Genomic DNA, 16,601 nt, shown 5'->3' on the forward strand with positions numbered 1-16,601 from the left:
TTGATCGACAAGGCGCGAGCCTTGTTTTATTTTTTGGAGTATTCCATGAAAGTTGTAGCATTCAAACGTGATCTGCAAGGTACGGGTGCGAGCCGCCGCCTGCGCAACTCCGGCCAGACCCCTGGCATCATCTACGGTGGCACCGAAGCCCCTGTGACCATCGCCCTGGACCACAACGCACTGTTCCACGCGCTGAAAAAAGAAGCTTTCCACTCGTCCATCCTGGACATGGAAATCGACGGCAAAGTGGAAAAAGTGCTGCTGCGTGACTTCCAGATGCACGCGTTCAAGCAACTGGTCCTGCACGCTGACTTCCAGCGCGTTGATGCCAACAAGCCACTGCACGTGAAAGTTGCCCTGCACTTTGAAAACGCTGACGTGTCCCCAGCTGTGAAACTGCACGCAGCGACCATCAGCCACGTGGCCAACGAGATCGAAATCTCCTGCCTGCCAGCTGACCTGCCAGAGTTCCTGACCGTTGACCTGTCGAAGATGGACGTCGGCCAGTCGATCCACGCTTCCCAGCTGACCCTGCCGAAGGGCGTGACCATCGTGACCCACGGTTCCGATGCCACCATCGCTACCGCATCCGTGCCAGCCGGCGCTGTTGCTGCTGAAGCCGCTGCTGCTAAAGAGTAATTCTGCCGCAATAAAAAATGGGGACGTACCCTTTTAAAGGGGTACGTCCCTTTTTTTATTGCTTACGCGCCTGGCCGTGGCTGGGGTGCCGCCGGCGGTACCACGATGGCGTAGTTCAGTCGCATGAGCTTGAAGCCGGCCAGTCCGTTGTTGGCGCGTGCCTGGGTGCGGGCAATAAAGGCCTCAAACGGCTCCTCGCGCACTTCCGGCGCCGACGAATGCAGGAAGCGGCGTCCGCCCTGCGCATCGAGCACCACCAGGCCGACGTGGGTCACCATGTGCTGGCCCTTGCGCACCGACACTACTTCCACCATATCGCCCTCGTCCAGCGTACTGAATTCCTGCAGCGCGCGCTCAACCGGCAGGTAGCTTTCCAGCGTGTCCTGCACTGGAATGTCACGCTGCACATGGTGCTGGACCCTGAGGAACTGCGCACGATCGACGCGCATGGCATAGCTGGCACCGCTGCTGGCATCTGAGAGCAGCCATTGGTTGTTGATGTTCCAGTCCACTTCCATGTAGTGGTTGCGGCTGGCTACGCCGATCACGCCGTCCTTGTAGCGAATGCGCTGCAGCGTCCAGAAGAACTCCTCCCACGAGGAGCTGAGCGCCATCGCATAGGTGTGCTCGGCGAAAACCAGGCAATCGCTGGCGGACAGGCTGTACATCGGCAGCGTGTCGTGCAGCTCGTAAGGGAATTCGCCCAGCAGGTTCAGCTTGTATGGCTGACCGATATTGCGCCGGCCGATGGCGGCGATGCGCTTGCGCAGCTCGGGCTCGGCGCGCCGCACTTCGGCGATGAAGGCGCCAGCTTCCTGCGGCGACATCTGGTAAATCTGTTTCGGTTCCGCCGCCGCGGTGAGCGCGGCGGCGAGCATGACATTGGCAAGGAAAGGCATGTTCAGGCTGGTTTGGTTTTCGAGGGCCAGGTGAAATAGGACTTGGCGATATAGCCCCAAGGTACGGCAATAATAGCCAGCAGCACGCCCAGGAAAGCATAGGTGGTACCTTCCGCCGGCGAACCGGCCAGCTCACCGCGCGACCAGAGCGGGTAGGCGACGATCGCAAGCCACATCACCTTGTAGAGGATTTCGAGCAGGATGATCGGCAGCATCTTTACCGGCCGTAGCAAGCCAAGGCCTGCCAGCGTGGCAAAAGCCGTCCATACGGTCCATGCCACAGCCTTGTTCGGCTCCCAGGGGCCCTGGTGGGTCAGGATTTCAGTCCAGGTGGTTTGGCCCAGCATGAAGAACATCAGCGCATAGAGCAGGCGCAGCAGGTAGATGTTGATGCGCATGACGCCTTCATGCCGCGCATCGCGCTGACACAGGCAGGCCAGCATCAGCCCACCTCTTTCAGCATGGTTTCGACTTCGGCCAGGCGGCCGTTCATGTTGGCCAGCGTGGCCTGCATGGCGGCCAGCGCGGCGGCGTTTTCCGCCTGGGCGGCTGCCGCTTTCGCGGCCAGTGCGCGGTAAGCCTCGGCGCTGGCCGCCTCGGCGCGCGCCTTGTGCGCGGCGGACCAGTACTTCATGCCAAAGACAATCAGTACGGTTGCCAACGGCAGGCCCAGGGTCAACAGGTAAATATGTTCGGACACGGTCATTCCCTTTCCAGGTTGAGATGTTTGGCAGCTTCCGCGATCGCAGCGGGATCGAGCGTCAGGCGAAAATCGGCCACTTCAAAGTAGTTCAGCGCCTTGCCGTCGCTGGAAAGCTCGTGCTTGCTGGTGACAAGGCCAGCCGCCTCCAGCTTGGCAAGGTGCAGGTGCAGCAGCGGGCGGCTGATGCCTACGTCGCGGGCCAGTTGACTGACGTAGTTGCGGCCGTCCGTTTTCAATGCAGCGATGATGCGCAAGCGGTGCGGATTGGCAAGCGCTTCCAGCACTGGCAATAGCTTTTGCATTCCACTCACTTCAACAGCAGGCGGCAGTTGGCGCTGACCGATTCAGTCGCCATCGCCCCTTTTTCGCCACGCGCGGCTTGCATGCATTGGGCGAAGGTTTCTTCCTTGGTTTTGGGACGCTCGCATTGTTGGGCCAGCAGGGTGTTCTGGGCGATCAGCATCCTGTTTTGTTCAAGCAGCTGGTCGATGCGCTCCTTGTCCGTGATTGGCGCGTCAGCGGCCATGGCGGGGGCGGCCAGGACTGCGGCAAACATCAGGGTAGTCAGGTACTTCATGGCACGTCCTTTCTGTTTTAAATCGAAGACACGTGTAATAAATATCTTACAGGTGGAATCTGTTGTCAAGTGTTCTATGCTGAAATGACTTTTCACCACGGGAGGACGATCCAATGAAAGCGCAACTTGCAGGGGTGATGGTGCTGGTAGCCGTATGTGCTGTGCCGGCGTTTGCGGCTGACGCCAAAGCGGATGGAGCGGCGATCAAGGCAGTCGACCAGGCTTGGCTGAAAGCCTTCACGGCAGCAGATGGCGATGGACTGGCCAGGCTGTACGACGAAAACGCGGTACTGATGCCGCCAGGCGCGCCGGCAGTCACCGGCCGCGCGGCCATCCGCGAATTCCTGCTGAAGGAGGCGCAGGGCGCCGGCAAGTCCGGCATGATGTTCAGCTTTGGCGAGAAATCGGACAGCGGCGCAAGCGGCAACCTGGGCTGGTCGTCCGGCACCTATATGGTGAAAGACAAGGACGGCAAGGTGGTCGAGACCGGCAAGTACCTGTCGGTGGACAAGAAGGTCAATGGCAAATGGATGTATTGGCGCGATACCTGGAACGCTGACGGCGCACCGCCGAAATAGTTCCGCCCATACTTGCGCCCCGGCTCAAGGCCCATTGCGCGAAAATGGCAAACAATGGTGGCTTGCCGACAGCGGGAGGCCGCCATGGAGCAGCTGACCCCCGATGACCGGGTTGCCGCACAGGAGATAGCCTTGGATGCCGTCAATTGCGAATTGGCCTTGCTGCGACAGCACATGGATGCGCAGTTCGCCAGCATGCAGGCCTCCTTCGACGCACAGTTCGCCAGCATGCGCCAGTACATTGACGACGGCTTCGTGAAGCTTCGTCTCGAAATGCAGCTTTACACACGCGATGAGATTGTCAAGGCCGTGGCAGCGCTGCAGGCCCAGATCGATGCACTGCGCGATCACGTAGACCGTATCAGCCACTGGGGATTCGGCATGATGGCCATGATACTGATAGGCGAACTTGCCTTGCTGGCGCGCGGACTACTCGGTTGAGGGCAAGGGTATAATCTGCGGTTTTGCACTCGCAACCGCAAGACCATGCCCATCCGCCTGATCGTTGGCCTCGGCAATCCCGGCGCCGAATACGAACAAACCCGCCACAACGCCGGCTTCTGGCTGGTGGACAACCTCGCAAACTCGCTGCCGAATGCGCGCCTGCAGCGCGAATCCGGCTTCAATGCCATGGTGGCCAAGACCATCATCGGCGGCAACCAACTGTGGCTGCTGGAGCCGCAAACCTACATGAACCGCTCCGGCCAGTCGGTCGGCGCCATTGCGCGCTTCTACAAGATCCAGCCGGACGAAGTGCTGGTAGTGCACGATGAACTGGATTTGCCGCCTGGCGCCGCCAAGCTGAAAAAGGGCGGTTCGTCTGGCGGCCACAATGGCCTCAAGGACATCACATCAGCCCTGGGCACCCAGGACTACTGGCGCCTGCGCATCGGCATCGGCCATCCTCGCACGCTGAACCTGAACCAACCGGTGGCCGACTTCGTGCTGCACCGCCCGCGTCGCGAAGAGCAATTGCTGATCGAAGAAGCGATCGAGAAAGCCCTGCGCATCATTCCCACCGCCATCGCCGGCGACTTCACCAAGGCGACGATGGAGCTGCATACCAATTAAGAGGAGCCGGCGCCTGCCTGCCGCAGCAGGCGCCATACCATCCCCGCCACAAGCGCCACGCCCAGCACCAGCACGCCCCACAGGATCATCAAGCGGTTCTGGGCGGCGCTGTTGTCGGCGTTTGCGCGCTTGGCTGCGTTGGCCAGCGCTTCAAGCTGCTCTTGCGCTGGGCCAGCGGTAGCGTGATCCAGCGTGCGCAATTCTGCCTCGGTAAAGCCGGGCGCCACCTCCCTGATATCGCGCCCCGCCGGCGCGGCTTTGTCGCGCCCTACCGCCAGCCTGTAAGGCGGGGTGCCGCCGGCAACGAATACCAATGTGGCCGGCACCCAGCTCACGCGCAGCGCGGGTTTGACCGTCGGTGGCTGGTCGAAGCGCAGCACCCAACGGTCGCCAAGCCAGGCCGGAACGGCGATGTCGTCCGAGAGCCGTGATTTGCCATCCTTCTCCAGGCGGTAGAAGGTGGTGCGCAGGGCGGGTTCGAAACGGAACTGGCCGGTGCGACGTACTTCGACATAGCTGCCCAGCATCGCGGGCAACACCATATTGCCGCTGTCGATCTGCAGCCCGACGCGCCGAGCGGTGACGCCTGCCGGCTTGCTGTATTGAAGGTCGCGCGGGTCGCGGCCCGGTTGCGGCTGCAGCAGCAAGGATTCAAGCGGCGCTGCAGCCGGCCCCTGAACCGGCGACTGGGCGCTGATGCTGGCGAAGGGGAGCGGCTCGCCGCTGCGCCAGCTGAGGCGCGCATAGCGCATCTGGCGGGCCGGGAATTCCAGCTTGTCGTTGGCCAGTGTTTCAGCGCTGGCATTGGCCAGCCAGCTCAACTCCGCCACGCCGATAGCGTCCCAGTGTTTCAGGTCGTCGCTCGCTTCCAGCCATACCTGGCCGGTATAGGTGTTGCGGTCCGGCGGCAGTGCGAAATGCAGCGCGTCGACGGTAGGCGCTTGCTGCATGCCGTCCTGCCGCAGGTCGAGCACCAGTCCGGCCAGGCGTTCCTGCGTGCGGCCGGCCGGCGCGGCGCCCTGTTGCGTGGGCAGGCGGACGGAGAGCACGCGGCCATCGGTTGCAGTGCTGACTTCCAGCCCCGCCAGCGGGGCGTCGGAACGTTCCGCCATCAGTGGGAAGATACGTACCGGAAGGGCCCGGTGGCTGATGGTTGGCGCCGCATCCGGCTGGCGCAGGGCAAATGGTTGCGGCGTGCCATGCGCATCGAACACGCGCAAATCGTTGAGCGACGGCGAGCGCGCATTCAGGTAGGCATCGCGCGGCAACTGCAACTGCACTACGCTTGGCTTGCCATTCACCGATAGCGGAATGAGGTGGGTGTAATCCTGCGGCAAATCGCTTACCGCAGTGGTGGCGACAGCAGCCGCCAAAAGCAACGCGCTCATGCCGCTTCCTTTTCATTTTCGCCGCCGCGTGCGGACGGATAGGGGGCAAGGTAACCGATGCCGACCATCAGCGCACCAACGCCGAGGAAGGAAACGATGCGCTCGACGCCGCCGACATTGGACAGGTCCACCAGGAACAGCTTGGCGACCACGACACCGAGCAGTACTGCGCCGGCGATCCACAATTTTCGATCCTGCCTGCTGGCCGCGAAGCGCATCAACAGCAGCGCGGTCACGCTCCAAACCAGCGAGAGCATGGCTTGCACGAACTGCGATGCAAACAAGTCATCGAACTGGTACGGCACGCCGACGTAGTGCGACACGGTGCGCAGCAGCGCCAGGTTGAACCACGCGTAGGCGAGCAATGCTGCGCAGGCCAGCAATTGTGGACGGTAGGGCGAGAGCTTGTCCTGCAGCATGCGGTAAGCGGCAAGCGACAGCAGCAGCGCGAAGATGCTGGTCAGGTCAAGCGGATTTGCCAACGGGAGGTAGGGCAGCGGCGCCATCGCGCCATCCTGGCCCAGGTTCCAGACTGCCACCAGCAGCAGCGACCAGCCGCAGCCCAGCGGCAGCAACACGTCGCGGTACCAGTCCGCGACCGGTTGCACGGGCCAGCCGTTGGCCCGCACGCGGCGCATGACCCAGGCCAGGCCGCCCATCATCAGCCAGGCCGGCAGGAAGTTGGACCAGGCCGGATCGGCGCCGCTGCCTTCCAGCCCGCGCGAAATCCAGTAGGCGCCAACCGGCCAGATCATCAGCCAGGGACCGGTGCTGCGCAGCGTGTGCAGGATCACCAGCGGCGTCTTGCCCAGTGTTGCGCCACGCATCAGCCATTCGGAGAGCAGCCATAGGGCGGCGTAGGCAAACCATACCTCGCCGGCGGGCACCGTGATGCTGCTATACAGCGCGCCAAGCATGCCCAGCGTTGTCATGCCGAATAGCAGCCATGCCGGCAGCACTGCGGCGCGCAGGGCTGGCCAGGACAGTCGTTGCGCCAGCTTGACGAACAGCGGCGTGGTGGCGACGATCATCAGGTTGTAGGCGCTGGCGCGCAGCGGGCTGTGCGGCTCGAAATTGCCGGTGGTGGCGATTTCATAATGGGCCAGCAGCCAGTTGGCGAGTGTCGGCACGATCACCAGCAGCCACCATACGGCGGAATACGCCAATACCGCATTTGACCAGGCAGGCGGGTATTGCGAACCGTGACGCTTCAGCGTCCAGGCGCTGAACATGGCGCCGGCCAACAGCATCACGCTACCCAGGAAAGGCGTGGAGAACAGGTCCGGCGACATCGGTGCCACTTGCCAGTTCAAGGCGAGCAGCACGGCCAGCACCAGGCCGGCCAGCAGTTGTGCGGCCAGGGCCAGGCCGCGTGCCATCGGCCAGGCCAGGCGGCGCCCGATCAGGGCCATGACGACGGCTGCGCCAAGGGCGCTGGCAACCAGCAGGTTGGCCTGCAGTTTACCGCTGGTGCGAAGAATGACTTCGGTCCAGGCGCCGCCGACCAGCCAGATAGCGGAGCCGGCGAGAAACAGCGCCCCCAGCAGTTGCAGACGGCCCAAGCCCTCTTCGCTGGAATGGCTGCGGAAACGCATGGCCATGATGCAGGCGCTGATCGCCAGCAGCAGGAAGCCAAGCCACAGGTTGGAATGCATTGCGGCCTCCGGATTCAGGCCGGACACCGAGCCGATGAAGCTGACCCAGGCGCCCAGCTGTACCAGCAGGCCGAAGCCCCAGGCCAGCGGCTGACGCTGGCGCAGGCCGATCCAGACGATGCCGGCGCCTTCCAGCGCCCAGGCGGCGGAGGTCCAGCGCCCGTCAAGCGCCATCGGGATGGCGAGCGTGCCGAACACCACCGCCAGTGCGGTGAAGGCATCGACCAGCAGGCCATAGGTGGCGCGGCGGCGCGCCAGCGTGATTGCCAGCACGGCGTAGAACAGGCCGAGTGCGAGGGCGGAATAGGCCATGCCGAATTCGAAGCCCTTGACCAGGCCGAATTGCAGGCTGGCGGCCAGCATCGGCGTGCCGAAGACCAGCGTGCCGTCGACATAGCTTTTCAGCTTGGGCGCCTCGAGGTGGGCGTAGGCGATGGCGATGCCGACGTAGTACAGGAAGAACAGCGCCAGGAAGCCTTGCACCGACAGGTAGAACTGCGGCTCGTAGCGCAGCACGCCCCAGGTGGTGCCAATGGCGAAGGTGAACGCGAAGCCGAGCAGGTTCAGTGCGCGCCAGGAGCGCTTGAGGGCGATGGCCAGGATGCCGGCGTTGAGCAGGGCGTAATAGCTGAACAGGCCAATGTGGCTGCCCTGGCCGGTGGACGCCAGGATGGGCGCCGCGAAGCCGCCGGTAATGCCGAAGATGGCCAGCCATTGGGCGTTCTGCAGCACTGCCAGCAGGCAGGTGCCCAGCGTTAGCAGGAACAGCATGGCGAAGGCCATGCCACCGGGGATCAGGTGGTAGATGCGGAAGGCGCCAAACACCACCAGCATCAGCACCGCCATGCAGGTGCCCTGCAGTGGCAGGCTGACGCCCTTGTTGCTGTTGCGGATGCGCCAGGCCCAGGCCAGCGCGGCCAGGTCGGCGAGCACGATGCCGGCCAGCCGCAGTTCGATCGGCACCGTGACGCGGGCGGCGGCGTATTTCAGCAGGAAGCTGACGCCGATGAACAGGATGAGAAGGCCAATCTTCGCCACCAGATTGCCTTCGAACAGCCAGTTGCGGGCGGCGGTCAACCAGGCTGGCGGCTCGCTTGGCGGCCGGTTTGGGCGCGCAGGAGCCCGGGCTCGTTCTGCCCTGCTTGCCTTGGCAGCAGTTTCTGGGCGCAGCGCGGCAGGTGGCTCGGCAGTTGCGATGGGCGATGCAGCGGCGGCTACCTCGGCCAGAAGTTCGGGCGTGGCGGCCGGCTCCATTGGCGCCGCGGGTGTTTCGGCCAGTGCTGGCGTTGGCGGCTCCGCTTGCGCTGGGAGCTTGGCGGCACGCGCTGCCAGCGGCTCGCGCTCGGCTGGCCTGGATGGCTCGAAGGAAGGCGCCGCTGCAGCTGGCGGTTCCGGCGCGACCGCTGCTTGCTGGGCAGCGGTGCGTTGCTGGAGGCTGGCAACGGTGATTTCCAACGCAGCGAGGTCGCGCTGCAACTGGAGGGCATGCTCGCGTGCCTGTCGGGCATCGCGGCGCGCGAGCCAGGCCCAGCGTGACACGAGCGCCAGCACGATAAACCACAGCAAATCCATGAATGCTCCTGTATTGTACTAATGGCATTATTTTCCATTGGTAACAATATTACAAGCGCCAGCGATACCCGTATCGCCGATTGTCCAGAGGCGTATCAGGATTTGATCCTGCTTAAGCCTCCGCCTCAGGAACCAGCAACAGCAGGTCCGTCGTGCCCACGTCAACGCCGGCCTGGGACAGCAGGGTGGTGGCCTGGCCGCGATGATGGGTTTGATGATTGAAGAAATGCAGCAGCAATAGCCCGAGTTGCCGCTGATTGGCTTCGCCGTTCACGCGGCGATAGCTGATGACGGCGTCCAGGTCCGCCTCCGCCAGGCCGGCGCTCCAGTCAAGGATCAGGCGGTCAAGCCAGGCCCGCTGCTCGCGCAGGGTGGGCAGCGAATCGAAGAGTGGCTGGTCCAGCGCGATTGGTGTCGACAAGGCCAATACAGGCGCGAGTGCGGCGGCAAAGCGCGGATGGCCGCCGATGCGTTTCAGCCAGAGGATGTCTGCCACCGCGATATGGTTCAGGGTCGCCAGCAGGGAGCCAAAGAACGCGCCGCGGTCTGCCGTCAATTCCTCCGCCGGCAAGCCCGACGCCGCTTCGTACAGCTTGTTGTTCATCCACTCGTTGTAGCGGGCCAGCAGGGCGATATGGGCGGTTCTTGACATGTTCTGGGGTACAATCTCGGTCTATTTGCGGAAAATTCCGTAGCAGAACAATATCATCTAAAGGTTTTCCATGAGTCTCAAATGCGGCATCGTCGGCCTGCCTAACGTCGGCAAGTCCACTCTTTTCAATGCTCTGACCAAGGCCGGCATCGCGGCCGAGAACTACCCGTTCTGCACCATCGAGCCAAACGTTGGCGTGGTGGAAGTGCCTGATCCGCGCCTGAAGCAGCTGGCTGAAATCGTCAAGCCTGAGCGCATTCTTCCTGCCATCGTGGAATTCGTCGACATCGCCGGCCTGGTGGCTGGCGCGTCCAAGGGTGAAGGCCTGGGCAACCAGTTCCTGTCCCACATCCGCGAAACCGACGCTATCGTGAACGTGGTGCGCTGCTTCGAAGACGACAACGTGGTGCACGTGGCCGGCCGCGTATCGCCGCTGGACGACATCGAAGTGATCCAGACCGAGCTGGCGCTGGCCGACCTGTCGACCGTGGAAAAAACCATTGCCCGTGAACAGAAGAAAGCGCGCTCCGGCGACAAGGATTCGGCCAAGCTGGTAGCCCTGCTGGAAACCCTGGTGCCGCACCTGAACGAAGCCAAGCCAGTGCGCGCCATGGGCCTGGGCGCCGAAGACATGGCCCTGATCAAGCCGCTGTGCCTGATCACCGCCAAGCCAGCCATGTATGTGGCCAACGTGTCCGACAGCGGCTTCACCAACAATCCGCTGCTGGACCAGCTGACCAAGTACGCCGAAGCGCAGAACGCGCCGATCGTGGCCATTTGCGCCGCCATCGAAGCGGAAATCGCCGAACTGGACGACGCCGACAAGGAAGCCTTCCTGTCCGACATGGGCATGTCCGAACCTGGCCTGGACCGCCTGATCCGCGCCGGCTTCAAGCTGCTCGGCCTGCAAACCTACTTCACCGCCGGCGTGAAGGAAGTGCGCGCCTGGACCATCCACGTGGGCGACACCGCGCCGCAAGCGGCAGGCGTGATCCACACCGACTTCGAGCGCGGCTTCATCCGCGCCCAGACCATCGCCTTCGACGACTACATCGCTTACAAGGGCGAAACCGGCGCCAAGGAAGCTGGCAAGATGCGCGCTGAAGGCAAGGAATACGTGGTCAAGGATGGCGACGTGCTGAACTTCCTGTTCAACGTTTGATGCAGGCCAGCGCCCTCGCTGCCGCGCTGGCGGCGCTGCTGTTTACTGCGCCGGCGCTGGCGCAGCAGGGCGCCTACTTCCACAAGAAATTTGACGGCACCATCGGCGACAAGCTCAAGTTCAGCATGGACTTGAAGAATGTCGATGGCGTCATTTCCGGAACTTACCGCTATGCGGGCAAGAAATCCGAGCTCTTCCTGAAAGGCAAGGCCGCGCCCGACGGCACGCTTGTGATGGACGAGCAGCTCGCATTCAATCCCACGGTCAAGGGCCGCTTGCGCGCGGTGCTGCGCGACGGCAGCCTGCAGGGCAGCTGGCAATCGCCGGACGGCGGCAAGAACTTGCCGCTGGTCGCCCACCAGACTTCTGAAATCATCATCCCGCCGAAAAAGGCGCTGTTGGCCGGTGCGGTCGGCAAGTATCGCCTGTCCGCGATCCAAGGCTTTGGCGGTGCCAATACCATGTGGGACCTGAGCCGCGACAGCAAGGGGCGCTGGAGTGGCAGCGAATCTTCGATTTCCGGCGGCACGCGCCAAGGGGGCGACATGGGCTTGAGCAAGAGCGACGAAAAGCTCCTTGCCAGCACCCTTGTCGAAGTGTTGCCCGACCTGTCCGTGCGCCTGTCGGCTGGAGGCAAGTTGCTGCTTACCGTGCCGTTTCGCGAAGAAGGCATGGAGTACGGCCTGAAGGAGGCCTTCGAGGACAATCTGACAGCCTTGTCGCCCAGGACTACGGTGTGGGATGAGCAGCTGTACCTGCTGGCTCAGGAAAACACCACCTTCTACCGCTCCCTCTATACCGCTCTGGTCGACGATCAACCGGCCCGGGTGCTGCTGCGCTACTCGGTCGTCAGCGCATCGTTCGAGCTGACCATTAAGCCGGCCGGGTGCTGCGACAATGCGGCCCTGACCTTCGCCCGCTCCAACTGATCGAGCGGGGATTGCCGGCCCAAGTCCTGCCTTGCGCGGCGCTTTTATCGAATCTCAAAAATGGGCTATCAAGTCGAGAAGATGTCCCGCGAGGACTATCTCTTCTCCAATGGTGCGTGGTACAGGCTATATCGCCGCGGACCGATCTCCAATCAAGTTGCTATTGAAGGCCAAGCCCGGATTCCGCCAAAATTGCTAAGCCGCCTGAAGGAAGAAATTACGGCGGCTTTTGCAGTATTTGGCGATTCGGGGCGCGGCCCCACGATAGGAGCTACAGGCTGGCCGATGATCCCTGCTTTCGTCGCGGAGGACAGGCGGGGTTGATTGTTACTTGGTCTTTGCCTCGTGCTCGGCGATCGCTTTGGTGAAGCTATCCATCAACGGGTTCGGCACGGCCAGCGACAGCTGGTAATGCTCGATTTTGAACTCCTTGCCGGTGTTGAGCAGCACGCCGCTGGCCTGGCAAGTGCCCATCTGTGTGTTTAGCTGTTCGTCGAACCACACGTATTTCTTATCCGGCGAGAAGTAGACATTGCGCTTTTGCGCGGTGAAGCTCCACGCCTTCTTGCGGTCCCAGAAGCGCTTGGCCCATGCCTTGAATTCCTTGTAGCTCCATACCTCGCTCTTGTCGGTGCCGATGAAGACGGCGTCCGGCGCGAACTTGTCCCAGTAGTCAGGGCGGGTGTTGGCTGCATCGTCGTGCCAGCTGTCGACGAAGGCGTTGACCTGCTGGCGGAATTCGGCGTCGGGGTCGGCCGCCAGGGCACTATGCATCACGAGGGCGAGGGCAGTGGCGATCAACTGGCGTTTCATTTGCTTGTCTCCGGGTCAGTGTTGATGAAATAGTATAATCGCCGGATTGTGCACAGCTTCCGGTAAAAGAAAAAATGGCCTCACCTAACGAAAACGCCAGCATGGCGCTGTTCTGCGACTTCGAAAACGTCGCGCTGGGCGTCCGCGACGCCAACTATGAGAAATTCGACATCAAGCCGGTGCTGGAGCGCCTGCTGCTGAAGGGCAGCATCGTGGTCAAGAAGGCCTACTGCGACTGGGACCGCTACAAGGCTTTCAAGGCGCCGATGCATGAGGCGAATTTCGAATTGATCGAAATCCCGCACGTGCGCCTGTCCGGCAAGAACTCGGCCGATATCCGCATGGTGGTCGATGCGCTCGACCTGTGCTACACCAAGGCCCACGTCAACACTTTCGTCATCATTTCCGGCGATTCCGATTTTTCGCCGCTGGTGTCCAAACTGCGCGAAAACGCCAAGCGCGTGATTGGCGTGGGCGTGAAGGATTCCACCTCGGACCTGCTGGTAGCCAACTGCGACGAGTTCATTTTCTACGACGATCTGGTGCGCGAATCGCGCCGCCAGCGCCAGGCGAGCCGCGATGCGAGCGAGCAAAAGCCGAAGCGTACGCCGGAAGAAGAGAAGCGCCGCCGCGAAGAGATGGACAAGCGCCGCAACCAGTGCGTTGAAATCGCCTACACGACGTTCGATGCGCTGGCTGCCGAACGTGGTGAGGGCAAGATCTGGGCTTCCGTGCTGAAGGAGGCGATCAAGCGCCGCAAGCCGGATTTCAGCGAGTCGTATTACGGTTTCCGCACCTTCGGCAACCTGCTGGAGGAAATGAAGGCGCGCGGCCTGCTGGAATTCGGCCGCGACGAGAAGTCGGGCGCATATGTGTACCGCAGCAGCCAGCCGGTGATGCTGCCGGTCGTTGAGGCGCCGTCGGAGCACGATGCAGGCCTCGTGCCGGAGGCAGGCGCCGAGATGCAGGAGAGCGCTGAGGAAGCTGGCGAAGCGCGCCGCGAGCGTGAAAGCCGCGACAGCCGCCGTAATCGCGGCAACCGTGGCGGCCGAGGCCGCCGTGGCGAGGGCGATGCGGCCGCACCCGCTGCAGTTCCTGTCGCCGTGCCGGACGATGCCGAAGTCGCTGCCGTGGCGGCGGTGGAAGAAGTGGCGCCAGTGGTGGATGCGCCGGCCGAAGCGCCGGCCAAGCGTACCCGCGCTGCAGCCAAGAAGCCGGCAGCGAAAAAGACCAGCTCGCGCGGCAGCAAGGTAGCCCAGGCCGCGGCCAATGCGGCGGAGGCGGTGCAGGAGGCGGAAGCCGTGCTCACGGCTGCCGCGGAAGCCGCCGTGGTGGCAGAAGCAGCGGCAGTAGACCCGGCGGAGGCCAAGCCCGCGGCGTCGAAGCGCTCCAGGAAGCCGGGCACGCACAAGGCATCGGCGCGCAGCAAGCTGCCAAAGAAACCGAAAGCGGAAGCCTAGGGTCAGGATTGTCGGGAATTCGCCGCGCGCCGCGCGGCGAAGTTTTTTCTGCCATACTCACGGGCACTATGCCCTTCATCTCCGAACTTACCCTTTACCCGATCAAGTCCTGCGCCGGCCTGTCGCTGAAGCACGCGACCTTGACCCGCGCCGGCCTGATGACCGAGCAAATCTACGATCGCGAGTGGATGCTGGTCGACAGCAACGGCGTGGCGCTGACCCAGCGCGACCATCCGCGCATGGCGCTGATCGTGCCGCGCCTGAAAGCTGAAACCATGGAGCTGCGCGCGCCCGGCATGCTGCAGCTGGAAATCCCGCTTGGCCTGCCCGACCCGGATCGCGCGCCGACGCTGCAGGTACAAGTCTGGGAAGACAGCGTGCTGGCCTACGATTGCGATGAAACGACCGCCACCTGGTTCAGCAAATTCCTCGGCATCGAATGCCGTCTGGCACGCTTCCACGCCAACGCCAGGCGCCTGACCAGCGGCAAGTGGACCAATGGCGAGCAGCACCCTACGCTGTTTTCGGACGGTTATCCGATCCTGGTCGTCGGCACCGGCTCGCTGCAGGACCTCAACGAAAAGCTGCAGCAGCAAGGCCGCCAGCCCTTGCCGATGAACCGCTTCCGCCCCAACCTGGTGGTGGGCGACCTGGACGCCTTCGAAGAAGACTACACCGAAGAATTCCGCATCGGCGAGGCCGCCCTGAAGCCGGTCAAGCCCTGCGCGCGCTGCCCGATGCCGTCGGTCGACCAAGCCACCGGCGAATTCGGCCCGGACCCGCTGGACATCCTGCAAAGCTACCGCGCCAAGCCCGAAGTCGATGGCGGCATCTGCTTCGGCATGAATGCAATCGTAGCAATAGGTGATGGCATAAAACTATCGGTTGGCGACCCAATCGAGGTTACACTGTCGTTTTAGTAGTAAATATCGGCAGGGCGATGGAGATCACGCAGAAAATCACGGGCAAGCAGCCCACATTGGCGGAACTGGCGGCAGAAAACCAGTCCCTGCGCGCCCGTCTTGCCTACCTGATCGAGCAGGCCGAACGCAATCACTCGATCATGACGCGCCACCAGGCGTTCGACCTGGAGATCGTCGGCGCGGCCAGCTTCCCCGAGCTGATTGGCACCATTTTCCGCACCCTGCCGGTGATTTCCGACCTCGATGCGGTGACCCTGTCGCTGGTCGACGTGGATGACGATATTCGCACCGTGATGGAAAAGCTGGGTGTCGATTTCGCCGACTTTCCCAACCTGGTGTTCGTGCCGGACACGGAGAACCTGGCCATCGAGATCGAACCGGGCCAGGCGCCCAAGCCCTGCCTCGGGATGTTCGACACACAGAAGCACGGGTCGCAGTTCCCGCAGCCTGGCACGCGCCTGCAAAGCGTGGGCGTGGTACCGCTGCTGCGCAACAAGCGGCTGATTGGTTCGCTGAACCTGGGCAGTGCCGACCCGACGCGTTTCTCGCCCAGCCTGGGCACCGACTTCATCGAGCATATGGCCTCCATCATCGCCATCTGCCTGGAGAACGTGATCTCCAACGAAATGCTGAAGTACATGGGGCTGACCGATGCGCTGACCGGCGTGTTCAACCGCCGCTACGTGGATCGCCGCCTGCTCGAAGAAATTGCGCGCGCACGCCGGCAGTCCTATCCGGTGTCGTTCATGTACATCGACATCGACCATTTCAAGCGCGTCAACGACACGGTCGGCCACGGCGGCGGCGATGAAGTGCTGCGCGAGGTAGCCAATCGCATCAAGGCGGAGCTGCGCCTGTCGGACGCGCTGGCGCGCTTTGGCGGCGAGGAGTTCGTGGTGCTGCTGATCGATGCGGACCTGGAGAGCGCGACCTATGTGGGCGAGCGCATCCGCGCCGGCATCGCGGCCAGCATGATCGAGTTGTCGCACGGCGTGAAGGTGTCGATCACGGCCTCGGTCGGCGTGTCCAGCCTGGCGCAGGTGCCCGGCGACGTACCGCCGGAACTGCAGGCGACGCAACTGATCGAACAGGCCGACGAAGCCCTGTACCAGGCCAAGGAAGGCGGCCGCAACCGCGTGATCCGCTACGCCTCGTAAGGCGCCTCCACCAGCCGCTGCGAGATCCACCAGATATTGCCATGCGGGTCCCTGATGCCGCCCTGGCGGTCGCCATACGGCATGTCGCCCACTTCCATCTCCAGCTTGCCGCCAGCGGACAGTGCGCGCGCCATCGATTGCCTTGCGTCTTCCACGTAGAGGTAGAAGGCGGCCGGCATCGGCGGATATTTTTCACTGGCTTCGCTGGCCATAACGGTCGAGGTGCCGATGCGCACCTGGACGTTGGCGATGCGGCCGTCAGGGCGCTTGCTGCGCACCACTTCCTGGCCGCCCAGGCCTTCGACAAGGAAAGCCACGAAGCGCTCTGCATCCCTGACGAAGCAGTAGGGGGTGATCGTGTTGAAACCTGGGGGTACGTACATGGTAGCCTCCTGCGGGAAAAACCGATCAGGAAATCTACCA

At 62.9% G+C, this 16,601-nt stretch carries 20 protein-coding genes; 10 read left to right on the top strand and 10 right to left on the bottom strand.

All coding sequences use genetic code 11. From position 1 onward, the window contains the following. Positions 1–45 precede the first annotated feature (45 nt). Positions 46–639, top strand: coding sequence for a 50S ribosomal protein L25/general stress protein Ctc (locus ACN9MZ_RS04335; RefSeq protein ID WP_426167847.1), 594 nt, complete (start codon positions 46–48; stop codon positions 637–639). A 62-nt stretch (positions 640–701) separates the two neighbouring features. On the opposite strand, the gene ACN9MZ_RS04340 is transcribed toward ACN9MZ_RS04335, so the two are convergent. From ACN9MZ_RS04340 to ACN9MZ_RS04360, 5 genes are read right to left on the bottom strand one after another with little or no spacing between them, the layout of a single operon-like run. Further along, positions 702–1,538: an N-acetylmuramoyl-L-alanine amidase-like domain-containing protein gene (locus tag ACN9MZ_RS04340; protein ID WP_426341040.1), complete on the bottom strand. Its 837-nt coding sequence runs from the start codon at positions 1,536–1,538 to the stop codon at positions 702–704. 2 nt (positions 1,539–1,540) lie between these two features. Continuing rightward, positions 1,541–1,981 (bottom strand): hypothetical protein, encoded by a 441-nt coding sequence (locus ACN9MZ_RS04345; protein WP_426341041.1) that lies wholly within the window; start codon positions 1,979–1,981, stop codon positions 1,541–1,543. Further along, positions 1,981–2,244: a hypothetical protein gene (locus tag ACN9MZ_RS04350; RefSeq protein WP_426341042.1), complete on the bottom strand. Its 264-nt coding sequence runs from the start codon at positions 2,242–2,244 to the stop codon at positions 1,981–1,983. Before ACN9MZ_RS04350 ends, ACN9MZ_RS04345 begins: the two co-directional genes overlap by 1 nt. Beyond that, the gene (locus ACN9MZ_RS04355) at positions 2,241–2,543 is read right to left on the bottom strand and encodes an ArsR/SmtB family transcription factor (RefSeq protein WP_426341043.1); all 303 of its coding nucleotides are present in this window, start codon (positions 2,541–2,543) and stop codon (positions 2,241–2,243) included. The genes ACN9MZ_RS04350 and ACN9MZ_RS04355 overlap by 4 nt, the downstream gene beginning before the upstream one ends. 5 nt (positions 2,544–2,548) lie before the next feature. After that, positions 2,549–2,818 (bottom strand): hypothetical protein, encoded by a 270-nt coding sequence (locus ACN9MZ_RS04360; protein WP_426341044.1) that lies wholly within the window; start codon positions 2,816–2,818, stop codon positions 2,549–2,551. Between the two features lie 113 nt (positions 2,819–2,931). On the opposite strand from ACN9MZ_RS04360, the gene ACN9MZ_RS04365 reads away from it, so the two are divergent. The 3 genes from ACN9MZ_RS04365 to pth all read left to right on the top strand — a co-directional run bounded on the left by ACN9MZ_RS04365 (position 2,932) and on the right by pth (position 4,467). Further along, positions 2,932–3,396, top strand: a complete 465-nt coding sequence (locus tag ACN9MZ_RS04365) for a YybH family protein (protein WP_426341045.1) — start codon at positions 2,932–2,934, stop codon at positions 3,394–3,396. 84 nt (positions 3,397–3,480) lie between these two features. Beyond that, positions 3,481–3,837 (top strand): hypothetical protein, encoded by a 357-nt coding sequence (locus ACN9MZ_RS04370; protein WP_426341046.1) that lies wholly within the window; start codon positions 3,481–3,483, stop codon positions 3,835–3,837. Positions 3,838–3,882: 45 nt separating this feature from the next. Beyond that, on the top strand, positions 3,883–4,467 hold the full coding sequence (gene pth, locus ACN9MZ_RS04375) for an aminoacyl-tRNA hydrolase (RefSeq protein ID WP_426341047.1): 585 nt from the start codon (positions 3,883–3,885) through the stop codon (positions 4,465–4,467). Here the strand turns inward: pth and ACN9MZ_RS04380 are convergent. The 3 genes from ACN9MZ_RS04380 to ACN9MZ_RS04390 all read right to left on the bottom strand — a co-directional run bounded on the left by ACN9MZ_RS04380 (position 4,464) and on the right by ACN9MZ_RS04390 (position 9,734). Next, positions 4,464–5,855 (bottom strand): DUF3999 family protein, encoded by a 1,392-nt coding sequence (locus ACN9MZ_RS04380; RefSeq protein ID WP_426341048.1) that lies wholly within the window; start codon positions 5,853–5,855, stop codon positions 4,464–4,466. The two genes, pth and ACN9MZ_RS04380, sit on opposite strands and share 4 nt — an antisense overlap. Continuing rightward, the gene (locus ACN9MZ_RS04385; RefSeq protein WP_426341049.1) at positions 5,852–9,082 is read right to left on the bottom strand and encodes a DUF2339 domain-containing protein; all 3,231 of its coding nucleotides are present in this window, start codon (positions 9,080–9,082) and stop codon (positions 5,852–5,854) included. The genes ACN9MZ_RS04380 and ACN9MZ_RS04385 overlap by 4 nt, the downstream gene beginning before the upstream one ends. Positions 9,083–9,194: 112 nt before the next feature. Beyond that, a complete protein-coding gene (locus ACN9MZ_RS04390) occupies positions 9,195–9,734 on the bottom strand; it encodes a DinB family protein (RefSeq protein WP_426341050.1) in 540 nt (179 codons plus the stop codon). Positions 9,735–9,804: 70 nt separating this feature from the next. Here ACN9MZ_RS04390 and ychF point away from each other — a divergent pair, with 70 nt between their 5' ends. From ychF to ACN9MZ_RS04405, 3 genes are read left to right on the top strand one after another with little or no spacing between them, the layout of a single operon-like run. Continuing rightward, the gene (ychF, locus tag ACN9MZ_RS04395) at positions 9,805–10,896 is read left to right on the top strand and encodes a redox-regulated ATPase YchF (protein WP_426341051.1); all 1,092 of its coding nucleotides are present in this window, start codon (positions 9,805–9,807) and stop codon (positions 10,894–10,896) included. Further along, positions 10,896–11,825 (top strand): hypothetical protein, encoded by a 930-nt coding sequence (locus tag ACN9MZ_RS04400; protein WP_426341052.1) that lies wholly within the window; start codon positions 10,896–10,898, stop codon positions 11,823–11,825. Before ychF ends, ACN9MZ_RS04400 begins: the two co-directional genes overlap by 1 nt. Before the next feature lie 60 nt (positions 11,826–11,885). Next, complete coding sequence (locus ACN9MZ_RS04405; protein ID WP_426341053.1) at positions 11,886–12,149, top strand: hypothetical protein; 264 nt, start codon at positions 11,886–11,888, stop codon at positions 12,147–12,149. A 3-nt stretch (positions 12,150–12,152) separates the two neighbouring features. On the opposite strand, the gene ACN9MZ_RS04410 is transcribed toward ACN9MZ_RS04405, so the two are convergent. Further along, entirely contained in the window at positions 12,153–12,638 is a 486-nt protein-coding gene (locus ACN9MZ_RS04410) for a nuclear transport factor 2 family protein (protein ID WP_426341054.1), read from the bottom strand. Positions 12,639–12,712: 74 nt separating this feature from the next. Here ACN9MZ_RS04410 and ACN9MZ_RS04415 point away from each other — a divergent pair, with 74 nt between their 5' ends. The 3 genes from ACN9MZ_RS04415 (at position 12,713) to ACN9MZ_RS04425 (ending at position 16,178) form a co-directional block, all read left to right on the top strand. Continuing rightward, a complete protein-coding gene (locus tag ACN9MZ_RS04415) occupies positions 12,713–14,098 on the top strand; it encodes an NYN domain-containing protein (RefSeq protein WP_426341055.1) in 1,386 nt (461 codons plus the stop codon). Positions 14,099–14,166: 68 nt separating this feature from the next. Beyond that, complete coding sequence (locus ACN9MZ_RS04420) at positions 14,167–15,018, top strand: MOSC domain-containing protein (protein ID WP_426341056.1); 852 nt, start codon at positions 14,167–14,169, stop codon at positions 15,016–15,018. A 20-nt stretch (positions 15,019–15,038) separates the two neighbouring features. After that, positions 15,039–16,178 (top strand): DUF484 family protein, encoded by a 1,140-nt coding sequence (locus tag ACN9MZ_RS04425; RefSeq protein WP_426341057.1) that lies wholly within the window; start codon positions 15,039–15,041, stop codon positions 16,176–16,178. On the opposite strand, the gene ACN9MZ_RS04430 is transcribed toward ACN9MZ_RS04425, so the two are convergent. Then, a complete protein-coding gene (locus ACN9MZ_RS04430; RefSeq protein WP_426341058.1) occupies positions 16,166–16,561 on the bottom strand; it encodes a VOC family protein in 396 nt (131 codons plus the stop codon). The genes ACN9MZ_RS04425 and ACN9MZ_RS04430 overlap by 13 nt on opposite strands. Between the last annotated feature and the right edge of the window lie 40 nt (positions 16,562–16,601).

This window comes from Pseudoduganella sp. S-14, assembly GCF_049913285.1.
Lineage (GTDB): Bacteria > Pseudomonadota > Gammaproteobacteria > Burkholderiales > Burkholderiaceae_D > Rugamonas.